Genomic DNA, 22,094 nt, shown 5'->3' with positions numbered 1-22,094 from the left:
TTATGAACTAATGGCTATGAGCAAGCAGTGATGCCTAACTAGAACTTGTAGTTCAGGCCGACTGAGACGATGTATTGCGATTCATCGTAGAAGGTTATATTCGAGTCGCTGGTGCCATAGCCCGCAAGAGAAACAAACGACCAGTTTTCCCAATCCATAAATCGGTCATATTCATACGCGGCAAACAGGTTGATGTTGTCATCACTGCGTTTCTTATCGTAGATCGGGTTACTTGCATCGTAAGAACGTTGGTTGTAGCCCGCCGTTAGTGCATATTGATGGCGACCCATGCCACCAAATAAACTCACTTCACCACCAAATTGGTCGTAAGACTCAGCGTTGCCGTCGGCATCTCTTGTTTGATAAATGATCGATGGGATAAGCATCATGGTGCGGCTCAATGGAACGCGGTATTGGCCTTTCAGGTAGAAAGTTTCGGCATCACGCTGTAGAGCTTCTTCAACTCGATCATCTTTCACATCTTTAGTCGCGTAGGCCATGTCTAGCGAGAATGCAGAACCTGCGATGCTACTTAATTTTAAACGAAAGGCATTGCCGGTTTCATCGGTTTTGCTTCGAGCAACGTCTTCTGTGTATGGATTAGCCCAAGTTTCACCTGACATAATGGTTGGCAGGAGTGACGCGTCGATAGTCATGCCTGACTCTAGTTGGTATTTATAGCCAACCTCCAGCACAACAGTACCGGTTGCCACATCATCACGAGCGGTACCTGTGTACACCTGGTGATTTAGCTTCTCACCAAAGGTGTAAGCGACACTGCCTAAAGGTGCGACAAGAAATGAGCTTTCAGATGAGGCTTTCTGTTTATTTGACGAGAGGGTGCTATCAGCATCGGTATTAAAATTTGAGGAGGAAGAGGTTACCCCGGTATTGATAGAGATTTCACCACTGAAACCTTGTTCGTCTGCAAGTTTGGCAAAGGCTGGCGAAGTAACAACGCTTAATGCGAGAAGTGTGATTTTTATTTTCATTTAAGGGCTCCTTGCCCACCGGTTCTTAGGACGGGTTATTAATACCAGTAAAGCTCTGAGTTTTATGGCTGATTATTTATCAATGATGATTTTTGAACTAGGAAAAAAAAGGAAGCCGAAGCTTCCTTTAATCATTACCTTACTTCTTTAATAAGAAGTTAACCAGCTCGAAGTACTCATCGAGAGAGTTAATACCTTGAGCGTCAATCAGGTAGCGGTTGTTTACTACAACAGCTGGAACGCCTGACAAGCCGCTGTCTTTGAATGCTTTGTCGAAGCGACGAACCATCGAATCTACTGCAAAGCCGTTGTATGCCGCATCGAATTTCTTAGCATCAACGCCTTCATCTAGGAAGATTTGACGCAGTTCTGCTTCATCGCGTGGTGGCTTGTTCATGGTGTGGATGCGGTTAAACATCACTGGCACCATTTTATCTTCAATTTTCAGTGCAATCATGGTCGCGTAAGCTTTGCTCATTGGCAGGCCCATGTTGCCACCCATGAATGAAACATGGTTCTTCTGTAGCTTAGCGTCTTTAGGTAGCTGTTGTTTTAGCTGCTGGATGATTGGCTCAAAGCTATTACAGTGTGGGCAGTAAAAAGAGAAGAACTCTGTCACCATTGGTTTTTTTGATGCTTCTAGATCGAGAACTTTGTAGTGTTCACCTTCGTTAAATTTCGCAGCGTGAGCTGAAAGGCTCAACATGATCAATGAGAAAAATGCGAATAGCTTTTTCATTTATCCAATCTCCATTATGTTTGAATTTTTATCTAGTTGTATGTTGCGATTGCGTTTACCACTGAGGCATTAACGAAAGTGGTGGCTCTTGCAGGGTAGCAATTTGCTCTTTACAAGCAAGTACTTGTTGCTCCCAATATTTCGGGTCATTAAACCATGGGAAGGCCAAAGGAAACGCTGGATCGTGCCATCGCTTCGCCAACCATGCCATGTAATGCACCATACGTAGACCGCGTAGTGGTTCGATTAGTTTCAGTTGTGAAGGATTAAAATCACAAAACTCTTGATAACTCTCTAGCAGAATATCGAGTTGCATCAGCTTATCTTGGCGCTCACCGTTAAGCAGCATCCATAGATCTTGAACAGCAGGACCATTACGCGCGTCATCAAGATCGACGAACATTGGCCCATCGCGCCACAATATATTGCCCGGGTGGCAGTCGCCATGGAGACGAATGTTGTCAATGTTACTCGGCCACTGGCTCTCTAGTTCTTTAATCAGAAGGTCGACGTCATTGAAGAACGCGTTCTCTAGGTGCGTTGGGATAAACTGAGAGTTCTCTAGAATCTTACGTGGCTGATAAAGGTATTCATCTAAGCTGATGGTCGGGCGATGCTGAAATGTTCTTCCGGCACTGGCTTTATGAATACGGCCAAGGAAGCGTCCAACGCCTTCCAATTGATCTAGATTATCGACTTCATATTGCCTGCCACCGACACTTTCAAATAGTGCAAATAGATAGCCTTGATATTCATGCAAGGTTGCGCCGTTGATTCGCATAGGTGGAGCAACCGGTAACTCTTGTTCGATCAGCTCTAACGCGAAGTCGTGCTCTTCTTGGATCTGTGCGGTGTTCCAACGCTGCGGACGATAAAACTTAACGACGTAGCGTTTACGGTCTTCATCGGTGAATTGATATACCCGGTTTTCGTAGCTGTTGAGAGCGAGAAGCCCGGATTCAGCACGAACTCCAATGCTCTCCAGTGCGTACCACATGAAGTCAGGAGTCAGGTTATCAAAGTTAAAGGCTTGCATCGTCATAGAATAAAAAAGGCTCATTACTGAGCCTTTTTCCATTTATTGGGGTGTTATACCAAGCACTAAGGTGTCTGGTATCAGAGCTTCTTGATAAAGCGGCTTTCGACTTCCATCGTAAACTCTTCATTATCCGAGAGTATAAACTGAATTGTCGAAACTGGTGAGCTCAGTTTTTCTGGATCGACGCCTAAGCTGATAGGAAGGTTTAAAACCTCACCTGGGTCTACGGTGATCGTTTGTTTACCGTACCAGATAGAATCTGGCAGCCCGCTGACATCAAGCTTGTACTCTTGCTCTTGCTGAGTTTTGTTGATTACTTTCAAGTTGTAAGTATTTTCGACAAGCCCTTGGCTATTGATTCTAAATAGCTGGTTTCTATCTCGTAGAACACTTAAGCCTGCAGGATCAACACTCGCTATCTGTGCGAAGAACAAACCCAGCATGACGATCAATATAGCGCCATAACCTAGCAGTTTAGGACGCATCACCTTAGTTGTGTGACCATCGAGCCTGTGTTCGGTGGTGTAGTTGATTAGGCCTTTGTCATAACCCATACGTTCCATTGTGTTATCACAGGCATCAATACAGGCACCACAGTTAATACATTCGTATTGAAGACCATCACGGATATCGATACCCGTTGGGCACACTTGTACACATAGGTTGCAGTCAATACAGTCACCAAGGCCTAGTGCTTTATGATCGGCTTTGCGAGAGCGAGGACCACGGCTTTCACCACGCTCGGTGTCATAACCTACGATGAAAGTGTCTTTATCAAACATAGCTGACTGGAAGCGAGCGTAAGGGCACATGTGCAGACAAACAATAGAACGCATCCACCCGGCATTGGCATAAGTACACCCAGCAAAGAACAATACCCAAAACACCGGCCAGAAAGTCGAGTTAAAGGTAAAGAAACCAACCACCAGCTCTTTGATTGGGATGAAATAACCGACAAAGGTTAAGCCCGTCGCAATGGCAATCGCCCACCACGCGATGTGCTTGATGGTTTTTCTGAGAATTAAATTGCTTGTCAGTTTGCCAGAGTCTTGTTTTCTTCGCTTATTGGCAGCACCTTCCAGTTTCTCTTCGAACCAGATGTACATAAAGGTCCAGACGGTTTGCGGGCATAAATAACCACACCAGACTCGCCCTAAGAAGGTGGTTATGAAGAATAAGCCAAACGCAGCAATCATAAATAGGATGGCGAGTAGGGTCAGATCTTGTGGGTATAGGGTTGTACCAAAGAAGTTGAACTGTTGGCTGCCGATATCGAGCAAGATCGCTTGTCGCTCGCCAAATGGGATCCATGGGATAAGCGCAAAAAGTAAAAGTAAGAACCAACCGCCGTAACGACGAAGTTGTTGGAATTTACCTTTGCTTTCTCGAACATAGATTCGGTTACTTGGGTTAAATCGATCTCCATTACCTTTATGTGTTTTTGGGTTAAAGGTTTTAGGAGTCACATCTTTGATGTCGATTTTATCCTGACTCATGGACTATCCTTTTTGTGGCTTGTTTGCCCGGTTAAGTCGGGCATGACGACATTACTTGAAAGTATGGTTTAGAGAACCTGTAGAAATTGAGCTTGGTGCATTTGTTGGTATCGCACTCACTCTTATTATTTTAGAAGATTCTTATGGATGGCGATTATAACGACAATCTTGTTCTCATTTCTTTAACGCTATCAACCTTTAACAACAAAAGTCATAACAGTTGTGACGAAAAAATAGCGAACAGAAACAAAAAAGCGACCGAGTGGTCGCTTTTCGAAATTGATTGTTTTATTTATACGGCCATTGAGTTCTAACCAAATAGGCGATTAAAGAAGGCCACGCGCTTTTAGAATTGCCGTTTTGAAATCATCTTCTTGGTCTTTTTTAAGACCTGGGATCATTTCATCTTTTTCGCTGTTACGCATTTTTAGATGGTAGATAAGAACATCGTCAGTCAGCTCTTCAAGCTTGCCTTGATAGCCAGCTTCGTTTGATAGCTTAATGATGAACTCTAATAGGTTAAGCTCTTGATCTTTCTGCCACTCAGGCTCCATCAGTTCAAGCAGTTCTTCAATGCGGTGACACTTCATACTTTACTTCTCCACAAATTTTATAATGATTTGTGGTTAAGGTATCAAATCGGGTAGGGAATACCAATGTGTAAAGGCATTTCAAGATGGGACTGGGCAAGAAAAAAGCGCAGTAAAAACTGCGCTTTTCGTTAAGCGGCTTTAATTACTTTTGTTGCAGTCGGTGCTAATAAAGCAGTCTTCTGAACGAGAGTCATTGTAGGAGCCAATTTCTTAGCCGTTGGAGCAGCAACAAAGCCACTACGACGACGCATCGCACTGCGGTTGGTGTGCGAGAACCTGACAGCTGTTGGGCGCATTAATTTACCTAACGGTCAGGCATATCCATTGCCAATCTAATGGCCTGACTTATCATGAGCTTCGCTTCAATTACTTGAAGAGTCACTCGTCTGGCTTTCGCCAATCCGAAAAATAAATCAGGATAATGATATGCATGCATATCAAGGCTTAGATTATCACTATCTAAGTTATCGATCGACGCCTGAGTGATAATTAAACGATATTAGAGCTAAAATAGTGTGAGCAGTATATTTGAGTTTGAACCTCTTTCAGGCTTAAGATGATGCTTTAAAGGAGGTGCATATGTCGTTCTTAAAGAAAACGTTAGCTAGTTTTGGTATTGGATCTGCCAAGGTGGATTCTGTATTGCAACAGGAAGTGCTTTACCCAGGCAAGAAGGCGAGCATTATTGTGCATGTCTATGGTGGCGCTCAGCCACAGGAAATCGACAACATTGATCTCAACTTGTGCTGTCGTTACGTCAAAGAAGTCACCATGAACTCGCAAAGGCAAGAGGGCGGTCATAAACGCCGAATGCATCAGACGTACTCGTTGGCTAAATGGAGCCTGCCGTATGCCTTTGTGATTCAGCCGGGAGAAATCCGTGACTTTGAATGTGAGTTTGATGTGCCGCTGAATACACCAGTCACGATTGGTGATTCAAAGGTGTGGCTGGAAACCGGGTTGGACATTGCGATGGCGATTGACCCATCGGATAAAGATACCTTAACGGTTCGTCCTGATGCACTCCTCGATGGCATCTTTAATGAACTTGAAGCTCAAGGGCTGCGGATACGCCAAGTGGAATGTGAAGCGGTGGATGGTTTCGAGTTACCGTTTGTGCAAGAGTTCGAATTTGTTCCGACGACTGGCCCTTATCATGGTCGCTGGCGTGAGCTTGAGGTTGTTGCTCATCGTGGTGAGACAGAACTTAAGTTGTGGTTTGAGATAGACCGCAATCGCGATGGCGCAAAAGGCATGTTGGCGAGTTTGCTGGGAATTGGTCAGCTACAGCGCCAATTGAGTGTCCCGCTTGATACCTCACCAGAAGACGCCGGTAAGATGGTGGTCGAGTATTTAGAAAGCGCATCTTAGCTGAATCGCACATTTTATAAGTCATTTTGTCATAAAATTTAAGCTTACACGTGTAAGCTTAATGTGTAATACTGGGTCAATCGAACATTTACTCTAGTAGGATACTCATGTCTGCATCATCAGCCAGCGAATACAGTGACATCGAAGAACGCGCTAATGCGATAACCCATGGTTTGGGCGTCGTACTTGGCGTAGTGGGCCTGATCCTGTTACTGATTCGTGCGTTTGATTACCAAGCCGACATGCTTACTGTTGCCAGTATGGCGGTGTATGGCAGCAGTATTATTCTGCTCTTTCTTGCTTCCACGTTGTACCACTCTATCACCACTGAGAAAACCAAGCGCTTACTCAAAACGCTCGATCACTGTGCGATTTATTTGTTGATTGCGGGCAGTTACACGCCGTTTCTTTTGGTGGGCTTAAGAACCCCATTAGCGATGGGCTTGATGGCGGTGATCTGGGGAATTGCGCTGGTGGGCATCATCATGAAGATTGCTTTCGTATACCGATTCAAGCGCTTATCGCTGTTCATTTACTTAGCGATGGGTTGGCTATCTTTGATTGTTGTTTATCAATTAGCGATGAACATCGATATAGGTGGTTTGGTGTTACTGGCGGTTGGCGGGGTGATTTACTCGCTGGGTGTGATTTTCTATGTGGCAAAACGCATCCCTTATAACCATGCCATCTGGCACCTGTTTGTGTTGGCGGGCTGCGCTTGCCATTTCTTCGCTATCTATCTGTTCGTGACACCGGTTTAGCGAGCCAGCACTTCAACGATTTCAGCTTTGATTTGATACTCTGGGTATTGATCAACAGCTAGGTTAAGCGACGTACCTTCGGCATCGGTTTTTGGTCGAAGGTAGGTATCTGCCATACGCTTTATCGATTTCCAAACCGCTACTGTTTTCTCTTCTAATAACTCACCACTTGGTGAATATACACCTAACTTCAAAGACACTAAGATGACAGCCTGCGTACCTTGGTTAGTAATAGCCGTAGGGATGATCAGCTCGCCGTCTTCATAGCGACTTGCACCTAGTACAACATCCACTCCTGATTGAGACAGCTGTAAGCTTGGCTTCTTGCTATCAACGATAATCGTCGTACCACGCACATTAGTCGCGATTGGGACAGCTACAACCGGCGCAGCTACAACAGGGACTGCGATTTCTGATGTTATTGCCGTTTGTTTCTGTGCCACGTATTGCCACGTAAAGTCATCTTTTAGAAGTATCTGTTTACCATCTTGCAGAGTCACCATTTGGCCGGCGAATGCAGAGCTGCTAAGCAGTGCGCTTGCGATAAGTAGGTATGATTTCATCTGTGTTTCCTTAAATATTCGCGTAATTAGCGTCGCCAAAAGGCAGGGAAAAATAGAACAATTAGCGTCAGTATCTCAAGTCGGCCCATCAACATACCTAAACTTAATAGCCATTTAGCAGCGTCTGGTAATGGAGCAAAGTTACCCGTTGGACCGATCACGTTACCCATGCCTGGGCCCACGTTGGCAACGGCTGTGATAGCGCCAGATATACTGGTCACAGGATCAAGCCCCATCGCGCTCAAGCCGCCTGCAATTAAGATAATCGTGATAAAGAACATCAAACCAAATGCCACGAGTGAACGCACAATATCGTCATTCACAGGTCGCTGATTGTAGCGTTGAACAAACACGCCCGATGGGTGAATTAGCTTCATCATTTGTTTGTGGAGCATGGTCATCGCGATCTGGAAACGGAATATTTTAATACCGCCAGAGGTTGAACCCGAGCAAGCTCCCGCCATCATTAGGAATGCAAACAAGGTCGTTGGCAGTGCCCCCCACGCGGTGAAGTCTTCTAAGCCAAAACCGGTTGTGGTGACGACTGATACGATGTTGAACATCGAAACACGCATCGCATCCATAACAGTGTAGCCATCTCTAACCACCAACCATGTTGATATTACGGCGCTGGTGACCAAGAACAGGTATGTAAAACCTCTCACTTGCGCGTCTTTGTAGAGGATTGAGAGTTTTCGGCCTCGCAGTGCGCTAACAAACAGTAAGAACGGCAGTCCACCAAGGAACATGAACAGTGTTCCCACCCAGTGAGCACTGTTGGAGAAGTGGTTCATCGATCCATCTGAGGTTGAGTAACCCCCCGTCGACAGTGTTGTGAACGCGTGATTGATCGCGTCAAAGATACCCATGCCTGCAAACAAATAGCTAATGATGCATAAACCAGTCAGAACCAGATAAACCGCTACGATGTTCTTCGCGACGGTTTTTGCTCGTGGGCTGCTTTTATCTGACCAATCGGATGATTCGGTTTGGAACAGGCGCATACCACCAACGTTGAGCATTGGTAGAACTGCTACCGCCATCACGATAAAGCCGATGCCGCCTAACCATTGCAGTATTGAACGCCACAACAGAATGCTTGGTGCCATGCTGTCTAAGCCGCTTAATACGGTTGAGCCTGTCGTGGTTATACCAGACATGGTTTCGAAGTAGGCGTCCGTAAAGCTGATGTGGTTAATGAAGACAAATGGCAGGGCGGCAAAGGCGCTGGCAATTGTCCAAACCAAAGAGGTAATCAGGAACATGTCTCGCACCCCAAGTCGGAACTTAGCGGAGCGGCCCAAGCTCAAGCAGATGAACGCCACAATGTGCGTGATCACTACTGATTGACCAAACTCGAGGAAACCACCGGTGCCAGTAAAAAAGGCAACCAATGTGGGGATGTACATGAAAAGGGCGAGTTTTGATAACACTAACCCTATCACTAATAATATCGGACGAAAGTTGACCATAGCTTAATAGACCATAGCTTTAATTGATTACAGCTTTGTGCCGGAGCGTCGTTCTCACAAAAAGAAAGTTGCGAGAAGAAGCTTACGAGAACAAGGCTATAAGAAGAACGGGCTCGGTTGGAATAGAGACTCAACATCAGGTACGTATTTCTTGTCCACTAGGAACATCACTACGTGGTCATCCTGTTCGATTACGGTTCTATCGTGCGCGATAAGTACTTCTTCTCCGCGAACAATCGCACCAATGGTGGTGCCCGGTGGCAGTTTGATGTCTCCAATCGCTCGGCCAACAACCTTAGAGGTGGTTTCGTCACCGTGAGCAATCGCTTCGATCGCCTCTGCAGCGCCGCGACGTAGAGATGATACGTTTACGATATCAGCACGACGAACGTGAGTAAGCAGCGCAGAAATGGTCGCTTGCTGTGGCGAGATCGCAATATCAATCACACCGCCCTGAACAAGATCGACGTAAGCACCACGCTGAATCAGTACCATTACTTTCTTGGCACCCATTCGCTTCGCCAGCATTGCTGACATGATGTTGGTTTCATCTTCATTGGTTAGAGCGATGAACACATCAACTTGATCGATGTTCTCTTCGGTCAGCAGTTCTTGGTCGGCAGCATCACCACAGAATACGATGGTGTTTTCTAATTCTTCAGATAGCTTCTCGGCGCGAGTGTAGCTGCGCTCGATAAGCTTGATGCTGTAGCTTTGCTCAAGGCGTTTTGCCAAGCTTGCACCTATGTTACCGCCACCAACAATCATAATACGGCGGTAAGGCTTTTCTAGGCGTTGTAGTTCACTCATTACCGAGCGGATATGGTTACTCGCTGCCACGAAGAACACTTCATCATCGGCTTCAATGATGGTGGTACCTTGTGGGCGAATTGGTCGACCTTGACGGAAGATAGCGGCAACACGAGTATCAATGTGCGGCATGTGCTCACGCAAAGCAGACAGTGCGTTACCGACCAGTGGGCCACCGTAGTAGGCTTTTACCGCTACTAGGCTAACTTTCTGTTCAGCAAAGCTCACAACCTGCAATGCACCTGGATATTGAATCAGGCGCTCGATGTAGCTGGTGACGAGTTCTTCTGGGGCAATTAAATGATCAACCGGAATCGCCCCTGATTTGAAGAGTGCTTCTTTCTCTTCTAAATACTGTGGAGAGCGGATTCGGGCAATTCGGTTTGGCGTATTAAACAGAGAAAAGGCAACCTGACATGCGGCCATGTTGGTTTCATCCATGTTGGTTACCGCAACCAACATGTCGGCATCTTGCGCGCCCGCTTCACGTAGTGTGTTCGGGTGGCTGGCATAACCGTTTACAACCCTAAGGTCGTATTTGTCCTGAAGTTCACGAAGTCGGTCGGCATTACGGTCGACGATTGTGATGTCATTGTTTTCACCCACTAGGTTTTCAGCAAGGGTACCGCCAACTTGTCCAGCACCTAGAATAATGATCTTCATAGCCTTTCTCTTATTTTTTGCCGTTGTAATTCTAGTGATCTCTTTTCGCTTTGATAATGCACTAGAAAGAAACAGCGGCTAAGAAATAAATTCTTAGCCGCTGTTAGTTGTTATGCCTGTTTTACTAGAACTGCGTAGTAGAAGCCATCCATATCTTCTTCACCAGGCAGTATTTGACGACCCGGTTTTTCGATATCAGACCCAACCAGCGTTGCGTTCTCGGTACGCTCTAAGAAGGCTTTCACTTGCAGCACGTTTTCTTGCGGCGTGATAGAACATGTCGCATAAACCATGGTGCCGCCTTCTTTTAGCTGGCGCCACATTGCATCCAAGATCTCGCTTTGCAGCTCTGCTAGTGCATCAATATCAGATGCACGGCGTAGCCACTTAATGTCAGGGTGACGGCGAATTACACCGGTCGCTGAACATGGAGCATCAAGTAGGATGCGGTCGAACTGGTTGCCTGTCCACCACTCTTCAGGGTAGCGAGCATCACCACAGATTACGTCGGCACGCAGTTGTAGGCGTTCAAGGTTATCGTAAACGCGGTCTAGGCGTTTAATATCACTGTCGATTGCAACCACTTCAGTGTCTTGAGTATGTTCAAGAATGTGTGCAGTTTTACCACCAGGTGCTGCGCAGCAATCTAGGATTAGCTCACCATCTTTTGGTGTTAGGAAATCAACGGAAAGCTGAGCTGCAGCATCTTGTACCGATACCCAGCCTCTGTCGAAGCCAGGAAGCAAAGTAACGTCACAAGGTGAGGCTAATTTTATGGCATCAGCTGCTTCAGGGTGCAGTGTGTATTCAATGTTTTCGTTTTTAAGCAGTTCAACATACTCGTCACGAGTGTGGTGTTGGCGGTTTACGCGCAGCCACATTGGTGCCTTGTTATTGTTTGCTTCAACCAATTGCTCCCACTGATCTGGGTAGCTCTCTTGAAGCATTTTTAGAATCCAGCTTGGATGGCTGTATTTACCAGCATTGTGGCTAACGGCTTTCTCGTCTAGTTCTTCTTGATCGCGCAGATAGCTGCGAAGTACGGCATTGATCAAACCACTGAGGCTTGGGCCGCGCAGTGTTTTGGTTGCTTCAACTGTTTCAGCAACGGCGGCATGCGAAGGAATTCGCATAAAGCCCAACTGATAAATGCCTACTAAGATCAGGTGATGGAAGACGCGCTTTTTACCTTTAAGCGAGTTTTCCATCAGTTCGTTAGCGATTGACTCTAAGCGAGGCAGGTAACGAAGTGCGCCGTAGCAAATCTCTTGCAGTAGAGCATGGTCTCGCGGACGGATCGTTTTTTGAGCCGCAGGGAGAGCGTGTGAAAGAGAGTGGCCTTTATCGACAACTTGGAATAGGACATTTGCAGCAGCAGCGCGAACATTCATGAGGGGTACCGAATATTTATTTGAATACATGAGGGCATCTCTGCCCTCGTAAAGGTTTTCTAAACTGTGTTTTTATAAGCTACACATTTCTAAGTTCATATTGAGTAGCTTTAAAGCGGTTAAGAAAGTTGAGTACCAACTTCAAACCAGCTTGCACGTGAGTTCAAGATGTCTTGAACTGACATGGCTTTTTTACCTGGAACTTGCAGTTGTTCCAAAACCAGTACTTTGTCGCCAGTCGCAACATAGATACCCGTTTTATCTGCTTTGATGATTGAACCAGTTGGCGCAGACGTTGATTCTTGGTCAACACGTGTCTGCCAAACTTTAATGCTTTTTTCATCATTAGAGCTGCTATCAACAACCGCAAAGTGGCTCATTGGCCATGGATTGAAAGCGCGCACACAACGTTCGATGTGTTCTGCACTGTCATTCCAATCAATTTTCGCTTCGTCTTTGCTTAGCTTCTTCGCATAGTTTGCAAGTTCGTCGTCTTGCTTCTCAGCAACAGCTTTACCAGAAGCGATGTCAGCTAAACATTCAACAAGAGCATCAGGGCCAAGGCCAGCTAACTTCTCGTACATTGACGCGCTAGTATCTGTCGCTTCGATTGGCAGCGTTGCGATGCTTAGCATATCACCGGTATCTAGGCCGATATCCATCTGCATGATCGTCACACCTGTCTCTTTATCACCCGCCCAGATAGAGCGTTGAATCGGAGCAGCACCACGCCAGCGTGGCAGGATTGAACCATGCACGTTGATACAACCTAAGCGAGGTGTATCTAATACAGCTTGTGGAAGAAGCAAGCCGTAAGCGACAACAACCATGATGTCAGCATTCAAATCTGCTAGCTCTTGCTTAGCTTCATCTGACTTGAAATTTTCTGGTTGGTAAACCGGAATATTGTTTTCAAGTGCGATGTTTTTTACTGGGCTCGCTGTCAGTTTTTTACCGCGGCCTGCTGGACGATCTGGCTGTGTGTAAACAGCAATAACTTCATGCTCCGAAGACAACAACGCCGCCAAATGACGGGCGGCGAAATCCGGAGTACCTGCGAAGACAATTCTTAAAGATTGACTCAAGGTAGACTTCCTTCTTAATTTAGTAATAGCAGCGGTTATTAACCTTGTTTCTCGTTGAAACGTTTAATCTTCGCTAGCTTATCTTGAATACGTTTGCGCTTTAGTGGCGATAGGTAATCAACAAACAACTTGCCTTCTAGGTGGTCAAGTTCGTGTTGAACACAGATAGCCAGCAGGTCGTCAGCGTCGAATGTGAATTCGTTGCCTTCACGATCTAATGCTTTAACCGTTACTTCTGCAGCGCGAGGTACTAGAGCTCGAGCGCCTGGTACAGATAGACAGCCTTCTTCGATACCATCTTCGCCACGTTTGTCGGTAATTTCAGGGTTGATCAGAACCATAGGCTCGTCACGTGTTTCTGAAATATCGATAACAACGATGCGCTGGTGGAAATCTACTTGCGTTGCAGCAAGGCCGATACCTTCTTCGTCGTACATGGTTTCAATCATGTCATCAACGAACTTTTGAATCTCTGGGGTAACTTCTTTTACCGGTTTCGCCACGGTACGTAGACGATCATCTGGTAATGTTAATACTTGTAATACAGACATATACACTCGAAATATTGAACTGTGCCGAAACAGCTTAAACCTTGTTGGCTCAATTCTAGACATTTTAGAGGTCAAATGACAGCATCCTGAAGTTAATTCTCTAATCAGATGTCATATATTCAGACCAAGGAACCTAGGTCATGCGTCATTTTTTCCCCGCTTTATCTCTTATTTGTGCCTCGCTTTCGTTTGCCGCTATGGCTGGAAATAGTGAGCAACCTTTAACCATTAAACAAGACGCACCCGAGGCGTATGTGGTGGTTAAGGGGGATACCTTATGGGATATCTCCGCGATGTATCTCGATAGCCCTTGGTTGTGGCCAAGGCTATGGCAGGTAAACCCTGAAATAGAAAACCCTCACCTTATTTACCCCGGAGATAAATTGTCTCTGGTTTGGATTAATGGTGAGCCTGTGTTGAGCCTTAAACCCGTAATCAAGCTAAGCCCTAAGATTCGTGTATCAGAGAAGAAAGCAGTACCTACCGTGAATGAGGGGCTTGTTCTACCGTATCTACAATCTGACCGCTTGGTTGAGCAGCAAGATATCCAGTCAGCGCAACGAGTGTTAGGGACCAGTGATGGCAAACGCTTCTTATCGGGTGAAGACCGATTGTTTATTTCTGGGAACCAGCAGCATCAAAAATGGGGTATCTACCGTGCCGTCGAGACTTATCAAAGGCAACAACCTCAAGCGAGTATTACCTCTTTGCGTTTGGTCGCCACGGCGCGCTTGAAAGAGGTGGATGCTGAGTTCAGTAGTTTACAGATAGAGACTCAACTGCAAGAGGTGTTACTTAATGACCTCGTGTTACCTGAACTTGGCGTTGATCAGGTGAAGCTCTCAACCACATTTTATCCAGCGCCTAGTGCTGCGGGGCAGTTTGCTAATATCTTGGGTTCATTAGATGGCAGCCAATACAGTGCAAAGAATCAAGTGGTCGTTATTAATAAAGGCTCACAGGACAATCTTCGCCAAGGCTCTATGTTTACCCTCAGTGAAAGCGGCGCTGTGGTGTTTGGTAAGCAAGGTGAATACAGCTACAAAGAGTCTGCAGCGAGCGATAAGGTGCAGCTGCCAAGTACCTCACTTGGTAGTTTGATGGTCATTCGTCCTTATGAGTATTTTAGCTTGGCCTTGATCACTCAGAGCTCAAAACCGGTTAGTAATGATATTCTGGCGGTATCACCTTTGGATCTGGCTTTGAAGGAAGAAGCTAAGGGCACCGAGTGAATGAGCAACAACTGAGTGCTTGGTTAACTCTAAGTTTTGTTCCGCAATTGGGTGGCAAGCGCCTTTCTCGACTGCTGAGTATTGATTCTCCTTTGAATATTGTTGGTTACTCAAGTCAGCAACTGCAAGCGCTTGGTTTGTCTGCCAAGCAAATTGCCTATCTAAGAGAGCAAGCCCCAAGAGAAGTGGAGGCTTGCCTAGAGTGGCAAGCAAGACAACCCAACCATCACATCATTACCCCGAATTGCTCGCATTATCCCAAACTGCTGAATGAGACCGCCTCCGCGCCAAGCGTGCTTTTCGTTAAAGGTCACGTTGAAAAACTGATTGAGCCTCAAATCGCTATGGTCGGCAGTCGCAATGCCAGTCTCGAAGGGTTGCAAACCGCGAAGTCCTTCGCCAAAGAGTTCGTCCAAAACGGTTTGATTGTCACCAGTGGCTTAGCACTCGGTATCGATGGCTATGCTCATGATGGTGCTCTAGATAAAGGAGGGGAAACTTTTGCTGTATTGGGTTCTGGATTGGATTCCATTTATCCTGCGCGACACAGAAATTTAGCCGATAGGATCTGTGAAAATGGTGCGTTGATTTCAGAGTTTCGCCCAAGTGCCAAACCACGACCTGAACATTTCCCTCGCCGTAACCGTATTATAAGTGGGTTATCGCTCGGAACCTTGGTGGTTGAAGCGGCTGAGAAGAGTGGTTCTTTGATTACAGCTCGCTATGCTATGGAGCAAGGCCGAGAGGTGTTTGCGCTTCCTGGCTCTATTCATAACCCAACCAGCCGTGGCGGTAATAGCTTAATCAAAGCTGGAGCATGCTTGGTACAGAGTGCACAAGATGTTCTGATTGAAATAAAGAGTCTGTTAGACTGGTCTATCGATCAGCAACCCAGCTTGTTCGAACCTACGCCCAGTATGGGGGAAAATGAACAATTGCCATTTCCACAGCTGTTAGCTAACGTAGGGTTAGAGGCGACACCCGTTGATATTTTGGCACAGAGAACCCATATACCTGTGCATGAGGTCATGATGCAGCTTTTAGAGCTTGAGCTCTCAGGGCATGTTGTTGCAGTTTCCGGTGGCTATATTCGAAAGGGGAGAGGCTAAGCTATGATGATGGACATACTGATGTACTTGTTTGAAACCTACATCCATAGCGATTCTGAATTGCAGGTGGATCAAGATGAGCTGGAAGATGAGCTTCTTCGAGCAGGGTTTCACCAAGATGATATTTATAAGGCCCTCCATTGGTTAGAAGATCTTGCGGCATTGCAAGATACTGAGAATCAAGCGGCGATTACTATGTGTTCCAATACCTCGATGCGTATTTATACCAGTCGAGAGATTTCACGTATTAATATGGAGTGCCGAGGTTTCTTATTGTTCCTTGAACAGATCAACGTACTCACGACAGAGATTCGTGAAATGGTGATTGATCGTGTGATGGGGCTTGAGACGAGCGAATTTGAATTGGATGATCTGAAATGGATTATCTTAATGGTGCTATTTAATGTGCCGGGTAATGAAAGTGCTTACACGCAAATGGAAGAGCTGTTGTACACCAAAGAGCAAGGTATCTTGCATTAATACAGGCTTGTCATGAGTAGTAAGATTGATAATCAGCTTTTTTCGGCACATGAACATGCATTAGAGCATGAACCATGTCCACAGTGTGGTGGAGAGCTTCAGCTTCGTCATGGTAAGCATGGCCCATTTTTAGGCTGTAAGCAGTATCCTAGCTGTGATTACATCAAACCTCTGCATCAGAACGATGGCCACGTAGTGAAAGAGCTGGGTGTGCCGTGTCCTAAATGCCAAAACGAATTGGTATTAAGGCAAGGTCGCTTTGGTATGTTCATTGGTTGTAGTAGCTACCCAACGTGTAATCACATCGAATCTTTGGACCAACCAAAAGAACAACCTGAAGAGCAGCCACTTGTTGCTTGTCCTGAGTGTGGCAGAGGCCATTTGGTTGAGCGTAAATCTCGCTATGGCAAAACCTTCTATGCGTGCGATAACTACCCTAAGTGTAAGTTCGCCGTTAATCAGCCACCTGTTATAGGTCGTTGTGAACAGTGTCAGTTCCCGCTGTTGCTGGAGAAGAAAACGGCCAGTGGCACTAAGAAGCAATGTGCTGATCGCAAGTGTCATCACATTCAATCTCAATAACTTGATGTTATAGACAAAAAAACGGCGCTCAATGAGCGCCGTTTCTATATCCAATAAACGCTCTATATCCATCAAGCAATGTAGATTTACTTCATCTGCTCAGCAAATTCATGCACAGCAGGGTAGGCTTGCTTATCGAGAATGTCTGCCAGTGAGCATAGCGCTCTTTGCAGCTCTGCGTTGTAGTCAGCGCTCACGTTAATGTGGCCCATCTTACGACCTTCACGCTTCTCTTTACCATACCAATGAACATGACAACCACCTTGAGCAAGAATTGCTTCAGGTAGGGTATCTTCACCAAGGATGTTGATCATTGCGGTTGGACGAATCAGCTTAGTGCTGCCTAATGGCATCCCACATACGGCACGTAGATGGTTCTCAAACTGACAAGTTTCAGCGCCTTGTTGTGTCCAGTGGCCAGAGTTATGAACACGTGGTGCAATCTCATTCACCAGCAGTGAACCTTGAACATCAAAGAACTCTAGCGCGAGTACACCAACGTAATCCAAACGTTCTGCAACAGCTTTGAACATGGTTTTTGCTTGCTCTTGCAGTTCAATGTCATCAATCGCTGTCGATAAGCTCAACACGCCATCGGTGTGAACATTTTCAGCCAGTGGGTACACTTGAATCTCGCCATTAGCGCCACGAGCACCAACCAGTGATACTTCGCGATCAAACGGAACGAACTCTTCAGCAACAATCGCTTGGTTGTCTGTTGCAGCGATGCACTCAGCCATTTCTGCCCAAGTCGCGTCAACATTATCTAATGTCTTTAAGCGCCATTGACCTTTGCCATCGTAGCCACCAAGTGTGCTCTTCAATACCATTGGTAAGCCAACGTGAGCGATCGCAGCGTCAAAGTCTTCGCGAGAGTTAATCTCGTAGTACTTAGCATTTTTCACGTTTGCTTCGTCTAACAGGGCTTTTTCAAGGCGACGATCGCCGCCAGCTTTGATTGCTTCTGTTGTCGGTAAGAACTTACCGCTGCGCTCACACACCTCAAGTACATCATGAGGGATATGCTCGAATTCAGCAGTAATGACGTCCGCACGCTCAATCGCATTGTCTAAGCCGCTGCCTAGAATCGCTTGCGTTAATGGGTGAACAATATTTTTGCTGCCAACATCAAAAGCAGAAATTTCAATATTCAGCGGCGCCCCAGCTAGGGACATCATGCGAGCAAGTTGGCCCGCGCCTAACACAAGAACATGCATGGGAATTAGTCCTCTGCAGGGTTTGGATTAGCCAGAACCGTTTCTGTTTGCTCAGAGCGGAACGCTTCTACTTTTGCCATCACTTCTTCATTGTGAGTACCAATGATTTGGGCTGCTAGGATACCAGCATTGGCAGCGCCAGCTTCACCGATAGCCAAAGTACCTACCGCAATGCCTTTTGGCATCTGTACGATAGAAAGCAGAGAATCCATGCCCTTGAGTGCTTTCGACTGAACAGGAACACCTAAAACAGGTACGCTTGTGAAAGCTGCAGCCATGCCCGGAAGATGCGCTGCACCGCCAGCACCAGCAATAATCACTTTAATACCGCGCTCTTTCGCACTGGTTGCGTAATCTGCAAGCAACTGAGGTGTGCGGTGAGCAGAAACCACTTTTGTTTCGTACGCCACGCCAAACTGATCCAACATTTCTGCAGCTAGCTTCATTGTTGGCCAATCAGATTTAGAACCCATGATAATACCGACAGTCATCTCAAACTCCTTCAGGTACGATTTAATTAGTGATTAGATATTTTGCGCGCATTATACGGGTAAAATTGCTTAAGGAAAACGTTTGCGTCAGTCTAAGTTGTTAATTGATACATTTTATAAACAAATAGCTTTAGTCACAGTGAATGATAATTTGTACACTTAGCGAGTTCGATAACAGAATTAATGAGGCAACCCTTGGATAACTTTCAACATACTTTGCAGGCATTACAACAAGGTGAAGTCATTGCTTACCCGACTGAAGGCGTTTTTGGGGTCGGTTGTGATCCCGATAATCCACAAGCCATTAAGAAATTGCTCGATTTAAAACAGCGGCCGATGGAGAAAGGGTTGATCCTAATTGCAGCGAGTTACGAGCAGTTGCTGCCCTATATTGATGAAAGCCAGTTGACGGAAGCGCAGTTAGCGACCGTAAAAGCAACATGGCCGGGACCAGTGACTTGGATAATGCCAACCAGCAGTAAAGTAACTGACTGGGTCAGTGGCCAATTTGAATCCATCGCGGTGCGAGTGACGGATCACCCTTTAGTTCAAAGAATGTGTAATGAATTCGGTAAGCCGTTAACCTCGACCAGTGCTAACCTGACAGGTGAACCGCCTTGTATGACGACTGAAGAAGTTCAACAGCAACTGGGTCAACACTTAGTCGCGATTCTAGAAGGTCAAACGGGTGGTCGTGAGAAGCCAAGCGAAATTAGAGATGCAAAAACGTCGAAAATATTAAGACAGGGTTAAACCCTGCAAAGGAAGAAAGATGTCAGCAATTGATAAAGAAGCAGTAAAACAGTTTTTACTGAGCCTACAAGATTCGATTTGCCAGCAGCTTGAGCAAGCTGATGGCACTGCACTGTTTGAAGAGGATGCATGGGAGCGTGAACCTGGAGATCGTTTAGGCGGCGGTGGTCGAACTCGCGTGATGACCAATGGTGCGGTATTTGAGCAAGGTGGGGTTAACTTTTCTCATGTCGCTGGTAAGGCTATGCCTGCCTCTGCAACCGCTCACCGTCCTGAATTAGCCGGACGTAAGTTTGAAGCGATGGGGGTTTCATTAGTTATCCACCCTAAAAACCCATACATCCCAACCTCACACGCGAACGTACGATTCTTTATTGCCGAAAAGGAAGGGGAAGATCCTATCTGGTGGTTCGGTGGTGGTTTTGATTTAACGCCATTCTATCCTGTCGATGAAGATTGCCAATCTTGGCATCAAACTGCTAAAGACCTGTGTGCACCATTTGGTGATGACGTTTACCAAGAACATAAAGAGTGGTGTGATAAGTACTTTTATCTACCTCACCGTGATGAAACACGTGGTGTTGGCGGTCTGTTCTTTGATGACTTAAACGATTGGGGCTTTGAAAAGAGCTTCGCTTATATGCAGGCGGTCGGTGAAGGTTTTGCAGCCGCATACTTACCAATTGTAGAGCGACGCAAACAGACGCCTTATGGTGAGCGCGAGCGTGATTTCCAACTTTATCGTCGTGGTCGCTATGTTGAATTTAACTTAGTGTATGACCGTGGCACCTTATTTGGCCTGCAAAGCGGTGGTCGCACAGAGTCTATATTGATGTCGATGCCGCCGTTGGCTCGTTGGGAATATCGTTACGAACCACAAGCAGGGTCACCAGAAGCTCTGCTTTATAGTGATTACCTAAAACCTCGAGTTTGGTAGTTCTTCCTTCCTTATAGGGATAGTGATAGGGTCATCTAATATAGATGACCCTTTTTATTATTTCTGTTAGGTAAGGATATGACACAGCAAGTAGATCGTTATGCCGTTTTCGGTAATCCTATTGGGCAAAGCAAATCGCCATTCATTCACACATTATTTGCTCGCCAAACCAGCCAACAACTTACCTATACAGCATTACAGCCAGATAATGGTGAATTTATCACTGCTGCTAAAGCCTTTTTCAGCGAAGGTGGTCGAGGGTGTAACGTCACAGCACCTTTTAAAGAAGATGCGTATCAGTTCGCTAATCGCCTGACTGAAAGAGCTGAACTAGCAGGTGCCGTAAACACACTTAAGAAGCTAGATGATGGAGAGATCATTGGTGATAACACCGATGGTGAAGGCTTAGTTCAAGACCTTCTTCAACATCAAGTTGCGTTAAAAGGAGCTCGCGTTCTTCTTCTTGGCGCTGGTGGTGCTGCGAGAGGAGTGATTCAACCTCTTCTCGACCAAAAGCCACAACAGCTGGTGGTCGCTAATCGAACCAGCTCCAAGGCTGAACTTCTGGCTGAGATGTTTTCTTCGCATGGCAACATCAAGGGGATGGGGCTAAGTGATGTTAATGAAGGCTTTGATGTCATTATTAACTCGACCTCGTCTGGTCTAAGCGGGCAGCTTCCTGAAGTATCTGATGCTATTTTCAATTCTAATAGCGCCGTTTATGACATGGTTTACGGATCTGGAACCACAGTATTTAATCAATGGGCATTAGATAACGGTGTTCATGCTGCTTATGATGGCTTGGGTATGCTAGTGGGGCAGGCAGCAGAGAGCTTTATGCTTTGGCGTGGCCTTCGTCCGGGAACAAAACAGATTTTAAGAGAATTACGTAAAAACCTAGAGATGTAACAAGGTATAAATAATGAATCAATCAATTCTATTTCCTGATATCCAAGATTGGGATGAAGAGAATCAATCTATCACCTTCCCAGCACAACAGTCGGGTGCATTGATCGAATGTGTCTTATCTATTGAAGAATTATCACGATTGGCAGGTAAAGAGATAGAAGAGGGCGATCAAGCTTTAGTTATCTTTTCAGAGTTACGTTTCGATATTGAAGAGCTAGCGGAAGAGTTAATAGAAGAAGAGGAGTATGACTCCTCTAATCGGATTCAGATCAAAGCGCTTTAGACTGGAAGCACAGAGTCTAGATAGTCGTTTTTATTCTGAACATAGTTGTCAGCTGACTTCTGTAAAAAGGCACGCTCTTTATCATTTAATGGGCGTGCTTGTTTTACTGGGCTTCCTACATATAGATAACCGCTTTCAAGTACCTTATTAGGTGGAACCAAGCTACCAGCACCAATCATCACTTCTTCTTTAACAATAACGCCATCAAGCACGATAGCTCCCATGCCAACAAGTACGCGATCTTCAATAGTACAGCCATGCAGCATTACTTTATGTCCGATAGTGACATCATTACCTATTAATAGAGGATAACCGTCAGGGTTTTCTGCATTCTTATGGGTGACATGCAAGACGCTGCCGTCTTGGATATTCGTTCTTTCCCCAATATGAATGTGGTTCACATCTCCTCGAGCTGCAACCAAAGGCCACACGCTAGAGTCGTCACCGATTTTGATATCACCAACCAGTACCGAACTTGTATCTATATAGACACCTTGTCCAATCTGAGGGGATATTCCTTTATAACTGCGTATTGAACTCATAAGTCCTCCTTTATATAGGTACCTTAAGCCCTT

General features: G+C 45.8%; 25 protein-coding genes. 10 read left to right on the top strand and 15 right to left on the bottom strand.

The genetic code is table 11. The features are described 5' to 3' along the window. Positions 1–38: 38 nt before the first annotated feature. The 6 genes from AC3CH4_RS15345 to AC3CH4_RS15320 all read right to left on the bottom strand — a co-directional run bounded on the left by AC3CH4_RS15345 (position 39) and on the right by AC3CH4_RS15320 (position 5,155). Positions 39–992 carry a DUF2860 domain-containing protein gene (locus AC3CH4_RS15345; RefSeq protein ID WP_114634148.1) on the bottom strand — a complete coding sequence of 318 codons (954 nt, stop codon included), beginning with the start codon at positions 990–992 and terminating at the stop codon, positions 39–41. Between the two features lie 139 nt (positions 993–1,131). After that, positions 1,132–1,731 carry a thiol:disulfide interchange protein DsbA/DsbL gene (locus AC3CH4_RS15340; RefSeq protein WP_054548312.1) on the bottom strand — a complete coding sequence of 200 codons (600 nt, stop codon included), beginning with the start codon at positions 1,729–1,731 and terminating at the stop codon, positions 1,132–1,134. A gap of 55 nt (positions 1,732–1,786) precedes the next feature. Next, complete coding sequence (locus AC3CH4_RS15335; RefSeq protein ID WP_171309178.1) at positions 1,787–2,773, bottom strand: serine/threonine protein kinase; 987 nt, start codon at positions 2,771–2,773, stop codon at positions 1,787–1,789. Positions 2,774–2,847: 74 nt separating this feature from the next. Then, positions 2,848–4,266 carry a cytochrome c oxidase accessory protein CcoG gene (gene ccoG / locus AC3CH4_RS15330; protein ID WP_171312769.1) on the bottom strand — a complete coding sequence of 473 codons (1,419 nt, stop codon included), beginning with the start codon at positions 4,264–4,266 and terminating at the stop codon, positions 2,848–2,850. A 326-nt stretch (positions 4,267–4,592) separates the two neighbouring features. After that, complete coding sequence (locus AC3CH4_RS15325) at positions 4,593–4,856, bottom strand: YihD family protein (protein WP_004735759.1); 264 nt, start codon at positions 4,854–4,856, stop codon at positions 4,593–4,595. Positions 4,857–4,987: 131 nt separating this feature from the next. Then, entirely contained in the window at positions 4,988–5,155 is a 168-nt protein-coding gene (locus tag AC3CH4_RS15320; protein ID WP_004735761.1) for a hypothetical protein, read from the bottom strand. A 283-nt stretch (positions 5,156–5,438) separates the two neighbouring features. On the opposite strand from AC3CH4_RS15320, the gene AC3CH4_RS15315 reads away from it, so the two are divergent. Next, on the top strand, positions 5,439–6,230 hold the full coding sequence (locus AC3CH4_RS15315; protein ID WP_237300727.1) for a sporulation protein: 792 nt from the start codon (positions 5,439–5,441) through the stop codon (positions 6,228–6,230). 107 nt (positions 6,231–6,337) lie between these two features. Beyond that, positions 6,338–6,991, top strand: coding sequence for a PAQR family membrane homeostasis protein TrhA (gene trhA / locus AC3CH4_RS15310; protein ID WP_004735763.1), 654 nt, complete (start codon positions 6,338–6,340; stop codon positions 6,989–6,991). Here trhA and AC3CH4_RS15305 read toward each other — a convergent pair. The 6 genes from AC3CH4_RS15305 to def form a co-directional block, all read right to left on the bottom strand. Beyond that, complete coding sequence (locus tag AC3CH4_RS15305) at positions 6,988–7,554, bottom strand: DUF3157 family protein (RefSeq protein WP_474356037.1); 567 nt, start codon at positions 7,552–7,554, stop codon at positions 6,988–6,990. The two genes, trhA and AC3CH4_RS15305, sit on opposite strands and share 4 nt — an antisense overlap. A 26-nt stretch (positions 7,555–7,580) precedes the next feature. Beyond that, positions 7,581–9,026, bottom strand: a complete 1,446-nt coding sequence (locus AC3CH4_RS15300) for a TrkH family potassium uptake protein (protein WP_114634152.1) — start codon at positions 9,024–9,026, stop codon at positions 7,581–7,583. Positions 9,027–9,122: 96 nt separating this feature from the next. Next, positions 9,123–10,499, bottom strand: coding sequence for a Trk system potassium transporter TrkA (gene trkA / locus AC3CH4_RS15295; protein ID WP_004735766.1), 1,377 nt, complete (start codon positions 10,497–10,499; stop codon positions 9,123–9,125). A gap of 110 nt (positions 10,500–10,609) precedes the next feature. Continuing rightward, positions 10,610–11,890 (bottom strand): 16S rRNA (cytosine(967)-C(5))-methyltransferase RsmB, encoded by a 1,281-nt coding sequence (rsmB, locus tag AC3CH4_RS15290; RefSeq protein WP_054548306.1) that lies wholly within the window; start codon positions 11,888–11,890, stop codon positions 10,610–10,612. A gap of 119 nt (positions 11,891–12,009) precedes the next feature. Then, positions 12,010–12,975, bottom strand: a complete 966-nt coding sequence (gene fmt / locus AC3CH4_RS15285) for a methionyl-tRNA formyltransferase (RefSeq protein WP_054548305.1) — start codon at positions 12,973–12,975, stop codon at positions 12,010–12,012. A gap of 38 nt (positions 12,976–13,013) precedes the next feature. Then, the gene (def, locus tag AC3CH4_RS15280) at positions 13,014–13,526 is read right to left on the bottom strand and encodes a peptide deformylase (protein ID WP_004735769.1); all 513 of its coding nucleotides are present in this window, start codon (positions 13,524–13,526) and stop codon (positions 13,014–13,016) included. Between the two features lie 140 nt (positions 13,527–13,666). On the opposite strand from def, the gene AC3CH4_RS15275 reads away from it, so the two are divergent. The 4 genes from AC3CH4_RS15275 to AC3CH4_RS15260 are packed head-to-tail and all read left to right on the top strand — an operon-like array spanning position 13,667 to position 16,929. Then, entirely contained in the window at positions 13,667–14,758 is a 1,092-nt protein-coding gene (locus tag AC3CH4_RS15275) for a LysM peptidoglycan-binding domain-containing protein (RefSeq protein ID WP_265974284.1), read from the top strand. Beyond that, positions 14,755–15,867, top strand: a complete 1,113-nt coding sequence (gene dprA / locus AC3CH4_RS15270; protein WP_017077324.1) for a DNA-processing protein DprA — start codon at positions 14,755–14,757, stop codon at positions 15,865–15,867. The genes AC3CH4_RS15275 and dprA overlap by 4 nt, the downstream gene beginning before the upstream one ends. 3 nt (positions 15,868–15,870) lie before the next feature. Beyond that, the gene (locus AC3CH4_RS15265; RefSeq protein WP_004735774.1) at positions 15,871–16,347 is read left to right on the top strand and encodes a DUF494 family protein; all 477 of its coding nucleotides are present in this window, start codon (positions 15,871–15,873) and stop codon (positions 16,345–16,347) included. A 12-nt stretch (positions 16,348–16,359) separates the two neighbouring features. Further along, positions 16,360–16,929 carry a DNA topoisomerase family protein gene (locus AC3CH4_RS15260; RefSeq protein WP_017080840.1) on the top strand — a complete coding sequence of 190 codons (570 nt, stop codon included), beginning with the start codon at positions 16,360–16,362 and terminating at the stop codon, positions 16,927–16,929. Between the two features lie 86 nt (positions 16,930–17,015). Here AC3CH4_RS15260 and AC3CH4_RS15255 read toward each other — a convergent pair whose 3' ends face one another. Both AC3CH4_RS15255 and purE read right to left on the bottom strand, forming a co-directional pair. Next, complete coding sequence (locus AC3CH4_RS15255) at positions 17,016–18,146, bottom strand: 5-(carboxyamino)imidazole ribonucleotide synthase (protein ID WP_488543106.1); 1,131 nt, start codon at positions 18,144–18,146, stop codon at positions 17,016–17,018. Between the two features lie 5 nt (positions 18,147–18,151). Beyond that, the gene (gene purE / locus AC3CH4_RS15250) at positions 18,152–18,637 is read right to left on the bottom strand and encodes a 5-(carboxyamino)imidazole ribonucleotide mutase (RefSeq protein ID WP_004735777.1); all 486 of its coding nucleotides are present in this window, start codon (positions 18,635–18,637) and stop codon (positions 18,152–18,154) included. A gap of 195 nt (positions 18,638–18,832) precedes the next feature. Between purE and tsaC the strand changes: the two genes are divergently transcribed. The 4 genes from tsaC (at position 18,833) to AC3CH4_RS15230 (ending at position 21,519) form a co-directional block, all read left to right on the top strand. Then, positions 18,833–19,390, top strand: coding sequence for an L-threonylcarbamoyladenylate synthase type 1 TsaC (tsaC, locus tag AC3CH4_RS15245; RefSeq protein WP_004735778.1), 558 nt, complete (start codon positions 18,833–18,835; stop codon positions 19,388–19,390). Positions 19,391–19,409: 19 nt separating this feature from the next. Beyond that, positions 19,410–20,327: an oxygen-dependent coproporphyrinogen oxidase gene (gene hemF, locus AC3CH4_RS15240; RefSeq protein ID WP_488543105.1), complete on the top strand. Its 918-nt coding sequence runs from the start codon at positions 19,410–19,412 to the stop codon at positions 20,325–20,327. Between the two features lie 78 nt (positions 20,328–20,405). Then, entirely contained in the window at positions 20,406–21,236 is an 831-nt protein-coding gene (aroE, locus tag AC3CH4_RS15235) for a shikimate dehydrogenase (RefSeq protein ID WP_488543104.1), read from the top strand. Positions 21,237–21,249: 13 nt separating this feature from the next. After that, on the top strand, positions 21,250–21,519 hold the full coding sequence (locus AC3CH4_RS15230; protein WP_488543103.1) for a DUF1488 family protein: 270 nt from the start codon (positions 21,250–21,252) through the stop codon (positions 21,517–21,519). On the opposite strand, the gene AC3CH4_RS15225 is transcribed toward AC3CH4_RS15230, so the two are convergent. After that, positions 21,516–22,061, bottom strand: coding sequence for a gamma carbonic anhydrase family protein (locus AC3CH4_RS15225; protein WP_010433372.1), 546 nt, complete (start codon positions 22,059–22,061; stop codon positions 21,516–21,518). The two genes, AC3CH4_RS15230 and AC3CH4_RS15225, sit on opposite strands and share 4 nt — an antisense overlap. Positions 22,062–22,094 lie beyond the last annotated feature (33 nt).

Source organism: Vibrio sp. QJM3NY_26, assembly GCF_057786005.1.
Note: the sequence above shows the minus strand (reverse complement) of the source record. Positions and strands in the feature narration are given on the sequence as shown.

Coding starts and splice junctions, on each gene's coding strand:
- AC3CH4_RS15345 (WP_114634148.1), bottom strand. CDS start 992: ATGAAAATAAAAATCACACTTCTCGCATTAAGCGTTGTTACTTCGCCA.
- AC3CH4_RS15340 (WP_054548312.1), bottom strand. CDS start 1,731: ATGAAAAAGCTATTCGCATTTTTCTCATTGATCATGTTGAGCCTTTCA.
- AC3CH4_RS15335 (WP_171309178.1), bottom strand. CDS start 2,773: ATGACGATGCAAGCCTTTAACTTTGATAACCTGACTCCTGACTTCATG.
- ccoG (WP_171312769.1), bottom strand. CDS start 4,266: ATGAGTCAGGATAAAATCGACATCAAAGATGTGACTCCTAAAACCTTT.
- AC3CH4_RS15325 (WP_004735759.1), bottom strand. CDS start 4,856: ATGAAGTGTCACCGCATTGAAGAACTGCTTGAACTGATGGAGCCTGAG.
- AC3CH4_RS15320 (WP_004735761.1), bottom strand. CDS start 5,155: ATGCGCCCAACAGCTGTCAGGTTCTCGCACACCAACCGCAGTGCGATG.
- AC3CH4_RS15315 (WP_237300727.1), top strand. CDS start 5,439: ATGTCGTTCTTAAAGAAAACGTTAGCTAGTTTTGGTATTGGATCTGCC.
- trhA (WP_004735763.1), top strand. CDS start 6,338: ATGTCTGCATCATCAGCCAGCGAATACAGTGACATCGAAGAACGCGCT.
- AC3CH4_RS15305 (WP_474356037.1), bottom strand. CDS start 7,554: ATGAAATCATACCTACTTATCGCAAGCGCACTGCTTAGCAGCTCTGCA.
- AC3CH4_RS15300 (WP_114634152.1), bottom strand. CDS start 9,026: ATGGTCAACTTTCGTCCGATATTATTAGTGATAGGGTTAGTGTTATCA.
- trkA (WP_004735766.1), bottom strand. CDS start 10,499: ATGAAGATCATTATTCTAGGTGCTGGACAAGTTGGCGGTACCCTTGCT.
- rsmB (WP_054548306.1), bottom strand. CDS start 11,890: ATGAATGTTCGCGCTGCTGCTGCAAATGTCCTATTCCAAGTTGTCGAT.
- def (WP_004735769.1), bottom strand. CDS start 13,526: ATGTCTGTATTACAAGTATTAACATTACCAGATGATCGTCTACGTACC.
- AC3CH4_RS15275 (WP_265974284.1), top strand. CDS start 13,667: ATGCGTCATTTTTTCCCCGCTTTATCTCTTATTTGTGCCTCGCTTTCG.
- AC3CH4_RS15265 (WP_004735774.1), top strand. CDS start 15,871: ATGATGATGGACATACTGATGTACTTGTTTGAAACCTACATCCATAGC.
- AC3CH4_RS15260 (WP_017080840.1), top strand. CDS start 16,360: ATGAGTAGTAAGATTGATAATCAGCTTTTTTCGGCACATGAACATGCA.
- AC3CH4_RS15255 (WP_488543106.1), bottom strand. CDS start 18,146: ATGCATGTTCTTGTGTTAGGCGCGGGCCAACTTGCTCGCATGATGTCC.
- purE (WP_004735777.1), bottom strand. CDS start 18,637: ATGACTGTCGGTATTATCATGGGTTCTAAATCTGATTGGCCAACAATG.
- hemF (WP_488543105.1), top strand. CDS start 19,410: ATGTCAGCAATTGATAAAGAAGCAGTAAAACAGTTTTTACTGAGCCTA.
- aroE (WP_488543104.1), top strand. CDS start 20,406: ATGACACAGCAAGTAGATCGTTATGCCGTTTTCGGTAATCCTATTGGG.
- AC3CH4_RS15230 (WP_488543103.1), top strand. CDS start 21,250: ATGAATCAATCAATTCTATTTCCTGATATCCAAGATTGGGATGAAGAG.
- AC3CH4_RS15225 (WP_010433372.1), bottom strand. CDS start 22,061: ATGAGTTCAATACGCAGTTATAAAGGAATATCCCCTCAGATTGGACAA.